This window comes from Acinetobacter sp. GFQ9D191M (assembly GCF_011174875.1).
GTDB lineage: Bacteria > Pseudomonadota > Gammaproteobacteria > Pseudomonadales > Moraxellaceae > Acinetobacter.
Window position 1 is genome coordinate 26056 of the sequence record NZ_JAALGV010000101.1, and the last position, 11844, is coordinate 37899.

Genomic DNA, 11844 nt, shown 5'->3' on the forward strand with positions numbered 1-11844 from the left:
AACCTCTATGATTTATATCCTTGAGAATAAGAAAAAGGGTGCTATGGCACCCTTTTTTAATAATAAGACTTTAACCATTAAAACGCATCGACAGGTCAATGGCTTTGACATCTTTGGTTAGTACGCCCATCGAAATATAGTCTACGCCTGTACTCGCCACTTCACGTAAGTTATCAATGGTGATATTGCCTGAGGCTTCCAGTTTACAGCGACCAGCCACATGTTTGACCGCATCAATCATTTGCTGCTGACTGAAATTATCCAGCATCACGATATCAGCCTCGGCTTCTAGGGCCTGATTCAGTTCATCCCAGGTTTCAACTTCCACTTCAACTGGTTTACCCGGTGCAATCTGGTGGGCCATGGCAATCGCCTGGCGAATGCCGCCGGCTGCCATAATATGATTTTCTTTAATCAAAAAGGCATCGAATAGGCCCAGACGGTGATTCTGACCACCACCGACAGCAACAGCATATTTTTGGGCAATACGTAAGCCTGGCAGCGTTTTACGGGTATCTAAGAGCTTGGTATGCAGACCGTCCAACTCTTTGACATAGGTTGCTGTTTTGGTCGCAACTGCAGACAGCGTCTGTACAAAGTTCAGGGCAGGGCGTTCTACAGTCAGTAGGCTACGTGCAGAACCGGCCAGTTTTAGAAAAGCTTCATTGGCAGCGACATGATCGCCGTCATTTTTTAGCCAGATCACTTCTACACTCGGATCATAGGCCTGAATCAGGGCATTGACCCAAGGCTGACCAGCAAGAACCATTGCTTCACGGCTAATAATCGTGGCAGTCGCCTGTTCATCTTCAGGAGTCAGCAGGGCAGTAATGTCACCATCGCCAATATCTTCGGAGAGTGCCTGTTGAATATTGATCTGAATCGACTGTTCTAGCAAAGCCTGAGATATGCTCATGAGTATTTCCGTATCTTTTTTAGCCGTGAAAAATTGTGCGTTATCTTAACACCGTTACATTAAAATGAGCGATTTTTCATACAGCCTGCCGGGATGAATTGAGATTTGCCTATGAAAGTTTTAGCATTAAGCCGGCTGCAATCCTGATATTGCAGATTTTATTTTTGTACAGGACAGTTTTATGCAACAGGCAGCTGAGTTTCAAATCCGGGACGGGCAATTGCTCGGGGCGCGCCAGATCCCTTCTCCAAATTTTAATCAGCGGCCTGAACATACCGACATCCAGTTACTGGTGATCCATAACATCAGTCTGCCGCCGTCACAGTTTGGTGGTGGCTATATTGAACAGTTTTTTCAGAACCAGCTGGACTGGTCAGTGCATCCGTATTTTCGGACTATTGAAGGCATGCAGGTGTCGGCGCATCTGCTGATTTTGCGTTCTGGTGAAGTGCTGCAGTTTGTGAATTTCAATGACCGAGCCTGGCATGCAGGTCGTTCTAACTATCTGGCCAAAAAAGAATGTAATGATTATTCCATCGGGATTGAACTGGAAGGCAGTGATGACCTGCCGTTTGAACAGGCACAATATGATGCCTTGGTCAAAGTCACCGCCTGTTTGCAAGACTATTATCCAAAAATGCAGCAGCATATTGCCGGACATTCGGATATTGCACCGGGACGTAAAACCGATCCGGGACCATATTTTGACTGGTGTGCTTTTCGTGCCCAGTTACAACATTATAAGAACCCATGACCCTTCAGGAAGTCATGTGATTAAGCAATGAACTTCTTTTGCAAGTTTCATTACAATAGGCCCAAATTAATTATTAGGTGAATAGGATGGCGCTTTGGCGTTCGACCGTAATTGTCAGTGCGATGACCATGTTGTCGCGGGTTCTGGGATTGGTCCGGGATGTGGTTTTACTGAATGTATTCGGTGCCGGTAAAGATTTCGATACCTTCGTGGTGGCATTTCGTATTCCAAACTTTTTCAGACGACTGTTTGCAGAAGGGGCATTCTCCCAAGCCTTTATTCCGGTACTGACTGAATATAAGACCAGTCGCACCCATGCAGAAGTGCAGATCCTGATCAGCCGGGTCTTTGGCTGTCTGGCTACCTTCATGACCACCCTGACCATGATTGCCATCATTGCCGCACCGGTGATCATGTATATCTATGCGCCAGGGTTTCATGGCGATGAAGCAAAGTTTGCGCTGGCCACAGACATGTTCCGTCTGACCATTCCATACCTACTATTTATGTCACTGACGGCTTTTGCCAGCAGTATTCTGAACAGTTATGGCTCTTTCAGTACGCCAGCCTTTGCTCCGGTTTTATTGAATATTGCCATGATTGCCGGTGCGCTCTGGCTCACGCCTTTTATGGCAGAGCCGATTATGGCGCTAGGTTGGGCCGTCGTCATTGCCGGGATTTTGCAGCTGGCAATCCAGATTCCAGAGTTATGGCGTAAAAACCTGCTGATTCCACCGAAAGTGGACTTCAAGCATGAAGGGGTGGATCGCATCATGAAACTGATGTTACCCGCTTTGTTTGGTGTATCCGTCACCCAGATCAACCTGTTACTGAATACGGTTTGGGCCTCTTTCATGCAGGACGGTTCAGTGTCGTGGCTGTATAGTGCTGAACGGATGACCGAGTTACCATTGGGTCTGATTGGTGTGGCAATCGGTACCGTGATTCTGCCGTCCTTATCCACACAGCATACAGAAAAGAATCCGGAAAAATTCCGCGACATGATGGATTGGGCAGCGAAAGTCATTGTGCTGGTGGGTCTACCAGCCAGTATTGCCTTGTTCATGCTGTCAACACCGATTATTCAGGCATTGTTTGAACGTGGACAGTTTACCTTTGAAGATACCCAGATGACTGCCTTGGCACTGCAATGTATGAGTGGTGGTGTGATTGCCTTTATGCTGATTAAAGTCTTTGCTCCCGGCTTCTATGCCCAGCAGGATACCCGTACACCGGTACGCGTCGGTTTAATGGCCGTGGCAGCCAATGCGATTCTGAACGTGATCTTTATTGGTTTCTTTAAGCTGATTCATTGGGAAGCGGAGCATATGGCACTGGCACTGGCTTCAACCGGTTCAGCCATGGTCAATGCAGGTCTGCTGTATTTCTATCTGCATCAACGCAATATTTTCCGTTTTGGCGCACACTGGAAAAAAATCTTTATGCAATTCATGTTTGCCAATGTGATGATGATTGCAGCCTTGGCCTATGCACTGAGCTGGTACAATGGTGATGTATCACAGTGGATGCGTGTACTGGAAGTGCTGATTTTATGTGTGGTAGGAGTCGTGGCGTATTTGGCCGCATTGGTCGCTGCTGGTTTCAGACCACGCCATATCAAACCGTAATTCATTTTGGGCGCATAAAAAAACAAGAGCCAAATGGCTCTTGTTTTTTCTGTAGGAAACTTTTCCTTAAGCAGAACTCAGTCGCTAGACCTTGCCGCGAGAAAGGAAACCAACAATGGCAAGAATAACGGCAATCACCAATAAGATAATTGCGAAATCCTTAGATAAGCCTGCTACTCCACCGAAACCAAGTAGACTGGCAATCAAGGCAATCACAGCAAAAATAATAGCCCAGCGAAACATATCAATTCTCCATGTGTTTTTATTCTCAAATCCAGTATAGGAATATTCGATTTTGGGCACTGTTAGTGTTTTGTTGATGTACTGTCTCTGATTTAACAATAGTTTACGTGATATTAATAAGATTTACGTCCCTACATTTCCTTTGTTGAGACTTGGTATAATAAGCTGATTTTTACCATAGCCGTTTTGATTATGTCTGATGCCTTACGTCCATACTTCTGGAAAAAATATAGTCTCACTGAGCTGACGCCAGAAGAATGGGAAGCGCTTTGTGACGGTTGTGGGCTTTGCTGCCTGATCAAGCTGGAAGATGAAGACACCCACGAAGTCGCCTATACCAAAGTGGCTTGCAAATTACTGGACTGCAAAACTGCCCGCTGTTCGGATTATCCGAACCGGCTGCAATATGTGCCGGATTGTATCCAGCTGACACCTGAGAAACTGGACACTATTCACTGGTTACCCTCAAGCTGTGCTTATCGCCGAGTTGCTGAAGGGAAAAGCCTGCCATCCTGGCATTATCTGAAGACGGGTTCACGACAAAGCGTGATTCAGGCCAAAAAATCCGCTGCTGGTCGCTGCTTAAGTGAAGTCGATATTGATGAAGATGAAATTGATGAATATATCGTGCGCTGGGTGCGCTAATGATTAGCGCAATCCAACCCCGTCAAATGATTAAATAAAAAAATTAAGCGGCCTGTTGTAGCAGTTGCTGTGCTGAAGACCCGGACATAGGACGATAAAAATAAAAACCTTGTCCGATCTGGCAATCACAATTGATCAGCGTGTCCAGTTGTTCAGTATTTTCAATACCCTCGACCAATACATCCAGAGAAATACTGGAACCAATCTGGGTAATGGCTTTGACAATGGCCAGCGCAGACGGATCATTGTTCATGCGTTCTACAAAGTTGCGATCAATCTTGATGCAGTCGACCGGATATTCCTGCAAACGGGTCAGGGAAGAATGACCGGTACCGAAGTCATCCAGAGAAATATGAATTCCATGTTTTTTCAGCAGGTTCAGTGCCCGGATCACATAATTGGCTCCGCCTTCAGACAAGCTCTGCTCGGTAATTTCCAGCTCAACCTTATGCGCAGGAATATCGAATCGGGACAGACGAGCCAGAAATTTCTCAGCATAGTCATCGCGCAGGAATTCAACTGGAGCTGCATTGATTGAAATTGGCAGAATATCCAGACCTTCGGCCTGCCAGCGGCTCATATCCTCAAAGACTTTTAGCTGCATGGTTTCACTGATGCGCGAAGCTAAATCATAGTCCTGGAAAGCAGAAAAAATATGAGAGGGTAACTGGATCTGATGCTGTTGATCTTGCCAACGCAGTAAGGCTTCGAAACCAATCACCTCACCATCAGAAAGGCGGACCTTAGGCTGATAATAAGGAATAATCTGATCCGCATGAATAATCTTGCGTGCCAGCGTCAGTTGTTTGGTTATGTTTTCCAGTGACCTGAACATCTCCTGATTAAACATGCGAATCCCGCCACGACCACTATTTTTCAGATCATTCAGGGCAATATCGGCACATTTCAGCAGGTTAGAGCTATTCTGGGCATCACGCGGATAAACGGTACAACCGATACTCATACCGATACTCATACGATGGCCGACATAACTCACTGGTTGTTCCAGTTGGGCATAGGCCAGTTGTGCAGTATTAATCAGCTGGGCTTCGTTTTCCAAGTTTTTGACTAAAATAGCAAACTCATCGCCACCCAGACGGGCAACGACTATATTGTTGGAGCCAAAACAGGCCTGAAAACGCTTGCCCAAGACATGCAGCAAATGGTCCCCGGCAATATGACTCAAAGTGTCATTGATATGCCGGAAATAGTCCAAGTCGATCAGGAGCAGGCCAACCATCATTTGCTGTTGCTTGGCTTTTAGCAGCACCTGTTTAAAGGTCTTATAAAAGGCATTGCGGTTATACAGTCCGGTCAGCTCATCACGCTGAATTACGGCTTTTAAACGGCTTTCAGCTATTTTTTGCTGACTGACATTGCGTGAAACACACAGGATATTTTGGGGAATATTATTTTCGTCCAATACTGGAGTCAGTAAATGATCCCAGTATTGTGGGTCCTCACTCTCCGTCTGGGCTTTTTCTACAAAACGGCTATTTAAACCTTGAGCAGCCTGTTTTAAAGCGCGTTGTCCGGTTTTTTTAACTTCAGCGGGTAACAGGCTTAACCATGAATGCGGGGCAGGCTGCTGTTCAGGATCAATCCCTAACTTATGACAGGCTGACTGATTGATATGACGGATTTCGCCTTGTGGAGACATCACTTTAATACAATCGACACTGGCATCCAGCATGTTTTTCTGAGTAGAAATCACCTGAGACAGTTGCTGCTGAATCTCAAAATATTCATGGATATCGGTCAGTGATACCGACCATTGCAGCAGATGTTCTGCTGTATGCTGAAACTTGATGGCCAAGGCACACATGCGGTAGCTGGAATCAGCCGATTTAATCCGGCACTGGGTATTAAAGCCTTGTTGCTGATTCAGGGCAGCATGCCATTGCTCAGAAAACGTTGGCTGATCATCTGGATGAATCAGGCTTTGCCATTCTTTAGGACCATATTCACTTAAATTGGTACCTAAATAATCCGAAAGTGCTTGATTAAAATATTCAATATTATCCTTGCCCAGCACCCAAAGCGGATGCGGCACATCATTGATCAGATCTTGTAATAATCTGGATTTTGCCTGTTGTTCATTAGAAGATTGTATCGAGGTTGAAATAAGCGAATCAGCGCATTCCGCAGTTGTTCGTCTAGATTTATTATGCTTCATGCATCCCCACCGATACCACCCAAAGAGCATCCAATCAGTTGCTCAAGTCCATTCTAATTAATATGAGATAATGTGAAATTTACAAGGTTATTAACCTGTAATTAATCATGTTCTATTTATCTACTTTTCATAAGATTAATCCATTCATTGTAAAAAAAATAGAGATTTCTTACATAAATTAAATTTTTCTCATAAATGTTTGAAATATTGGAATCAAAACTACCAGTGTTAGAATGAAAGCAGAATTTAATTTGAGCCAATAATAAGATGTCAGACAGTCATATCCCGCTTCCAGAACGCTTGCGGCCTCGCGACCTTACAGAAATTATCGGGCAGGATCACTTGCTTGGAGAGAATGCACCTCTACGTCAAATGATTGACCAGGGACATTTACCATCGATTATCTTCTGGGGGCCACCTGGAGTGGGTAAAACCACGATTGCCTTGCTACTTGCCCAAGCGGTAGACCGGCCATTTATCAGCCTGTCTGCACTCAATACCGGTGTGAAAGAATTGCGTGAAGTCATTGCGGAAAGTGGTGATCTGCTGACACCTGTAGTGTTTATTGACGAGATTCACCGTTTTAATAAATCCCAGCAGGATGCACTGCTGAATGCCGTCGAAAAAGGCAAAATTACCCTGATTGGCGCGACGACGGAAAATCCATCTTTTGAAGTCAACAGTGCCTTGCTGTCACGTTGTCAGGTCTATACCTTAAATGCGCTGAGTGATGAAGCGATTCAGACTTTACTGACTCAGGCGATTCAGACTGACAAATTTCTGCAGGAACGCTATATCCAGATTGAAGAATTTGACGCCTTATTGCAGTTTGCCGCTGGGGATGCGCGTAAGGCCCTCAATTTGCTGGATCTGATTGCCAGTACCTTTGAGGCTGACCAGGAAAATATCATTACCAATGCGATTGTGGTCAAAGTCGCACAGCAGAATATTGCCCGTTATGACAAATCTGGCGAGCAGCACTATGATCTGGTTTCGGCCTTCATCAAGTCGATTCGTGGCAGTGATCCGGATGCTGCCCTGTACTGGATGGCGCGTATGCTCAAAGGTGGTGAAGATCCGGTCTTTATTGCCCGCCGTATGCTGATTGCAGCATCAGAAGATATTGGCAATTCCAATCCGAATGCCTTGTTGCTGGCGGGCGAATGCTTCCGCTCAGTTCAAGCGATTGGCATGCCGGAATGCCGGATTATTCTGGGACAATGTGCGGTTTACCTGGCGACTAGTGCCAAAAGTAATAGTACCTATCTGGCGATTAACAAGGCGATGGATCTGGCTGAAAAAACGGCCAATTTGCCAGTGCCTTTACATCTACGTAATGCACCGACCAAAATGATGAAAGAGCAGGGCTATGGGGTAAATTATCTGTATCCGCACAACTATCCGGAACATTTTGTCCTGCAAGATTACCTGCCGCCTGAGCTGAAAGGCACCAAGCTGTACGAATCGGCACGTAATAAGCGTGAAGTAGAAGGCGAACGTCTGCAACAACGTCGCTGGCAGCAGGAACAACAGCAGCAATAAGCAAAAAAAAGCCCAATTCAAGGAGAATTGGGCTGAAATAGGATGTCTTGGGGGAGATACATCCTAGAGGGTAAGGGTATAAATCTGGTCAGCAACATCAGATGGATTGCATCTGCTGGGGATGTTGCTGGGATGCAGTAATATTAAGGCATGCATTGAATAATGTAAAAACGATCATTTTTATTAATAAAATTTATTTTTTCGATCATAAGATTAGACAATAAAAAACCGGGCTATTAACCCGGTTCTTTGAAGCACTATTAGTGCTTAGATATCTTCAAGATTGATACCTAAACGTGCTGCAACTTCTTCGTACGCTTCAACCACGCCGCCTAGGCCTTGACGGAAACGGTCTTTATCCAGTTTTTTCTTGGTGTCTTTATCCCATAGACGGCAACCGTCTGGAGAGAATTCGTCACCCAGTACGATACGGTCGTGGAACACACCAAATTCAAGTTTAAAGTCAACCAGAAGCATATTACCCGCTTCGAATAATGCTTTAAGCACATCGTTCACTTGGTAAGTCAGTTCTTTCATTTTTGCCAATTGTTCAGCAGTCGCCCAACCTAAAGCAATCGCTTGAGATTCGTTCACCATTGGATCGCCTAGCGCGTCATCCTTGAAGAACAATTCGAATGTAGGAGGAGTTAATTCTTTACCTTCTTCTACACCCAGACGACGGCATAAAGAACCCGCAGCATAGTTACGTACCACACATTCTACTGGAATCATTTTAAGTTTTTTCACTAACACTTCAGTTGGTGTCAGCAGTTTCTCAAAATGAGTTTCAATACCAGCAGCAGCCAGCTTTTCCATGATGAAGGCGTTAAAACGGTTATTCACCTTACCTTTACGATCCAGTTGTTCGATTTTTTCGCCATTGAATGCGGACGCATCGTCACGAAAAACTAAAATCAGGTGGTCTTCACTGTCCGTGGTATAGACAGATTTCGCTTTACCAGTATAGAGCAAGGTTTGTTTTAACATGAGGGAACCTTCTACAAAAAAAAATGCCTAGAAAATGTCTAGGCTGGCCAATTTTGGTAAATCTGGTTTAACAGTTCTGCTGCTTTTTCGCGGTCGGCAAAACTGTTATCGGGATTAAACACAGCCAGGGTGTTACTCGAACCTGCGGGAGAGAGTCTTAAAACATAGGTTTGCTGATCAACCTGAATCGTTACTTCATAACGATCTTTATTTTGACCAACGATAGAATGGTTAAGGCTGCTAAGCGTGGCAAGAGTGTATTGCCATATTGTAGCAGCATTTCCATCAATTTTGAGCAGTGGATTTTGATTTCCGTCAGTGACTAATTGCGGCTTTCCTGAAAAATTTTCTTGAGTTTCATCTGTTTGAGTTGAATTTACTGGCTGTGCAGTAGGGCGTGGCATCGCAAAGCGGTTACCACGCTGATTTTCAAGCTTTGGTGCATTTTCCAGGGCAAGCGGATCCACTGTCGGAGCAGGGTACAAAGGCGTTGCAGGACGAACCATTGACCCTTCAGGATATTGTAATGGTTGCAGCGTGGTTGTTTCTTTATAGTCCAAGGTACCGTTTTTAAAGGCCATTGAACTACAACCTGCTAAACTGAATACTGAAAGTGCCAGGGTAAGTCCTAAACGTAATTGCATAATCGTTGCTCTTTATTTAATGACGCTCGCTTCTACAAGTGCCTCATGAAGCGGAGCGCGATATTGTTCTGCAAGTGGTGTTAATGGAAGGCGAATACCTGTACCAATTAAGCCCATATCATGGAGAGCCCATTTCACAGGAATTGGGTTTGATTCGCAAAATAGAATATTGTGTAAATTTGCAACCTGAGCATTGAGCTCTTCAGCACGTGCAGCATCGCCTGCAATGGCTGCAGCACATACTTCACTCATGACTTTTGGTGCAACGTTGGCAGTCACAGAAATATTGCCTTTGGCACCATGACCCATTAACTCATAGGCAGTTGCATCATCACCTGAGTAAACGGTCATGTTTTTACCTGCCAGACCTTCAATCAGGGCAGCACCACGGGCTACATCACCTGTTGCATCTTTAATGCCCACGATCTGTGGAATATCTGCCAGACGGATCACGGTTTCATTAGCCATATCCACGCCAGTACGGCCTGGAACGTTATAAAGAATTTGAGGTAGGTCAACCGCTTCAGCAATGGCTTTATAATGCTGGTATAAACCTTCCTGAGTCGGTTTGTTGTAGTAAGGAGTAACCAGCAGGGCAGCATCAGCGCCAAGTTCTTTGGCTTCCTGAGTCAGCTCGATTGCTTCACGAGTCGAGTTTGCGCCTGTACCGGCAATGATAGGAATACGTTTGTTGGCAACACGAATGATTTCTTTGATCACTTGAGTGTGCTCGCTCATGCTGAGCGTTGATGCTTCACCAGTAGTACCTACAGCCACAATGCTGTTAGTGCCTTCTGCAATATGCCACTCAACCAGCTTCTCGAGACCCTTCCAATCTACGCTGCCATCTTCAAACATGGGGGTGACGATTGCGACAATGGAACCCTGAATGGTCTGTGCTTGCTGAGTCATTTTAAAAAACTATCCTATTTGTCCATCCGAAGAGAATGAGAAAACATATTTGGGATGGGTTTGTATTTTGATTTGTAGCAAATTCAATAGATTTGCACTGAATTGAATATTGCTTATGCAAATTATGACTGATCAAACGCATAAGAACAATATGCTTTAGTAAAAGCCACTGAATTCTTTATACAAAGCCTCTAGGCAACAATCAAGTTTTAATCGTTATGATTTTTTGCTGTCCAAATCATCCTTTATCCTCCAGCAGGATGAAAGCTAATGAATTCATTTTTTCAGGAAAAAATACACAGAATAAGTCACTTAAGTGAATTAAATAGATTTAGAAAACATTCTTTTATGGTGTTTTAGGGGAGTATTAATATTTATATTCGATGAATTAAGAGCTAAAATATATCGAATAATAAACCTCATTTATGAGGAATAAAAAGCAAAAATGCCTGAACTAATCTTTTTTTCGTATTAGTGATCGGCCCCGAATTTTTCTCACTGTTGAATTTCTGGGTTTGATGTATAAGTCTAAATCCAAAAATACTGGGATTTTAATACTTCTCATTAATTGCTTTTTTGACTTTATCGAACAGCATCTTAAAGTCATCAATTTTCTGGATTTTTCAGTATATCCGAGCAAATTGTTCAACTTATTGGTAGTTAATTCTATTTGAGCGCTCATAGATGATGGCCTCTCTTTTGAACGCTGATTGAACAAGGATATTCCAATGGAAAAATCAGACAATAAGCACGCGATCATCACGGTAGGGATCTGCTTTCTGATCGCTGTGATTGAAGGCCTGGATATTCAGGCTGCCGGGATTGCCGCTGCTGGTATTCGTGAGCACTTTGGTCTGGATAGCTCACAATTGGGTGTGTTTTTTAGTGCAGGGATTCTGGGCTTATTGCCTGGTGCACTGGTCGGTGGTCGATTTGCGGACCGTATTGGCCGTAAGAAAGTTTTAATCTGGTCAACCGCAATTTTTGCACTATTTACCTTATGTACCGTGTGGGTGAACAGTTTCCACAGTTTGCTGGCAGTTCGTTTTCTGGCGGGTGCGGGTCTTGGCGGTGCAATGCCAATCTTAATCACGCTGGCTTCTGAAGCCGTGGCTCCACAAAACCGTGGACGTGCCGTGGGCCTGATGTACTGTGGTATGCCAGTGGGTGCTGCAATCTTGTCTTTAATCGCAGCAACTGAATTCGGTGCAAACTGGAAAAATGTTTTTTACTTAGGTGGTTTATTACCCATCATCGTGATTCCACTGATGATGTTGTGTCTGCCTGAATGTAAAGAATACTTAAAGACACAAAACAAGACAGCCGCAGAACGTGCAGCATCTCCTCAGGGTTATTAATTGTTATTTGAATTCTACTTATTTCTATACTATTATATA

Annotated in this window: 10 protein-coding genes and 1 pseudogene; 5 read left to right on the forward strand and 6 right to left on the reverse strand. The window is 44.3% G+C overall.

Annotated features, from left to right (window positions below; genetic code table 11):
• Positions 1-70 precede the first annotated feature (70 nt).
• On the reverse strand, positions 71-916 hold the full coding sequence (nadC, locus tag G5T77_RS14020) for a carboxylating nicotinate-nucleotide diphosphorylase (RefSeq protein ID WP_034704010.1): 846 nt from the start codon (positions 914-916) through the stop codon (positions 71-73).
• A 181-nt stretch (positions 917-1097) separates the two neighbouring features.
• On the opposite strand from nadC, the gene ampD reads away from it, so the two are divergent.
• A complete protein-coding gene (gene ampD / locus G5T77_RS14025; protein WP_166137561.1) occupies positions 1098-1670 on the forward strand; it encodes a 1,6-anhydro-N-acetylmuramyl-L-alanine amidase AmpD in 573 nt (190 codons plus the stop codon).
• 77 nt (positions 1671-1747) lie between these two features.
• The gene (gene murJ, locus G5T77_RS14030; protein WP_171521902.1) at positions 1748-3298 is read left to right on the forward strand and encodes a murein biosynthesis integral membrane protein MurJ; all 1551 of its coding nucleotides are present in this window, start codon (positions 1748-1750) and stop codon (positions 3296-3298) included.
• An 84-nt stretch (positions 3299-3382) separates the two neighbouring features.
• On the opposite strand, the gene G5T77_RS14035 is transcribed toward murJ, so the two are convergent.
• Positions 3383-3541 (reverse strand): DUF1328 domain-containing protein, encoded by a 159-nt coding sequence (locus tag G5T77_RS14035; RefSeq protein WP_004647174.1) that lies wholly within the window; start codon positions 3539-3541, stop codon positions 3383-3385.
• A 192-nt stretch (positions 3542-3733) separates the two neighbouring features.
• Between G5T77_RS14035 and G5T77_RS14040 the strand changes: the two genes are divergently transcribed.
• On the forward strand, positions 3734-4186 hold the full coding sequence (locus G5T77_RS14040; protein ID WP_004781392.1) for a YcgN family cysteine cluster protein: 453 nt from the start codon (positions 3734-3736) through the stop codon (positions 4184-4186).
• 43 nt (positions 4187-4229) lie between these two features.
• On the opposite strand, the gene G5T77_RS14045 is transcribed toward G5T77_RS14040, so the two are convergent.
• Positions 4230-6362, reverse strand: coding sequence for an EAL domain-containing protein (locus G5T77_RS14045; RefSeq protein ID WP_171521903.1), 2133 nt, complete (start codon positions 6360-6362; stop codon positions 4230-4232).
• Between the two features lie 267 nt (positions 6363-6629).
• Between G5T77_RS14045 and G5T77_RS14050 the strand changes: the two genes are divergently transcribed.
• Positions 6630-7904 carry a replication-associated recombination protein A gene (locus G5T77_RS14050; RefSeq protein WP_166137552.1) on the forward strand — a complete coding sequence of 425 codons (1275 nt, stop codon included), beginning with the start codon at positions 6630-6632 and terminating at the stop codon, positions 7902-7904.
• 267 nt (positions 7905-8171) lie between these two features.
• Here the strand turns inward: G5T77_RS14050 and purC are convergent, their stop codons facing one another.
• The 3 genes from purC to dapA are packed head-to-tail and all read right to left on the reverse strand — an operon-like array spanning position 8172 to position 10447.
• Positions 8172-8891, reverse strand: coding sequence for a phosphoribosylaminoimidazolesuccinocarboxamide synthase (gene purC / locus G5T77_RS14055; protein ID WP_004781395.1), 720 nt, complete (start codon positions 8889-8891; stop codon positions 8172-8174).
• 38 nt (positions 8892-8929) lie between these two features.
• A complete protein-coding gene (locus G5T77_RS14060; protein ID WP_166137549.1) occupies positions 8930-9535 on the reverse strand; it encodes a lipoprotein-34 precursor (NlpB) in 606 nt (201 codons plus the stop codon).
• A gap of 12 nt (positions 9536-9547) precedes the next feature.
• Positions 9548-10447 (reverse strand): 4-hydroxy-tetrahydrodipicolinate synthase, encoded by a 900-nt coding sequence (dapA, locus tag G5T77_RS14065; RefSeq protein WP_125278859.1) that lies wholly within the window; start codon positions 10445-10447, stop codon positions 9548-9550.
• A 728-nt stretch (positions 10448-11175) separates the two neighbouring features.
• On the opposite strand from dapA, the pseudogene G5T77_RS14070 reads away from it, so the two are divergent.
• Positions 11176-11799, forward strand: a pseudogene (locus tag G5T77_RS14070) (MFS transporter); the annotation flags it as partial.
• Positions 11800-11844 lie beyond the last annotated feature (45 nt).

Excerpts from the sequence above, each read along its gene's own strand:
- nadC (WP_034704010.1), bottom strand. The coding sequence starts at position 916 with ATGAGCATATCTCAGGCTTTGCTAGAACAGTCGATTCAGATCAATATT.
- ampD (WP_166137561.1), top strand. The coding sequence starts at position 1,098 with ATGCAACAGGCAGCTGAGTTTCAAATCCGGGACGGGCAATTGCTCGGG.
- G5T77_RS14035 (WP_004647174.1), bottom strand. The coding sequence starts at position 3,541 with ATGTTTCGCTGGGCTATTATTTTTGCTGTGATTGCCTTGATTGCCAGT.
- G5T77_RS14040 (WP_004781392.1), top strand. The coding sequence starts at position 3,734 with ATGTCTGATGCCTTACGTCCATACTTCTGGAAAAAATATAGTCTCACT.
- G5T77_RS14045 (WP_171521903.1), bottom strand. The coding sequence starts at position 6,362 with ATGAAGCATAATAAATCTAGACGAACAACTGCGGAATGCGCTGATTCG.
- G5T77_RS14050 (WP_166137552.1), top strand. The coding sequence starts at position 6,630 with ATGTCAGACAGTCATATCCCGCTTCCAGAACGCTTGCGGCCTCGCGAC.
- purC (WP_004781395.1), bottom strand. The coding sequence starts at position 8,891 with ATGTTAAAACAAACCTTGCTCTATACTGGTAAAGCGAAATCTGTCTAT.
- G5T77_RS14060 (WP_166137549.1), bottom strand. The coding sequence starts at position 9,535 with ATGCAATTACGTTTAGGACTTACCCTGGCACTTTCAGTATTCAGTTTA.
- dapA (WP_125278859.1), bottom strand. The coding sequence starts at position 10,447 with ATGACTCAGCAAGCACAGACCATTCAGGGTTCCATTGTCGCAATCGTC.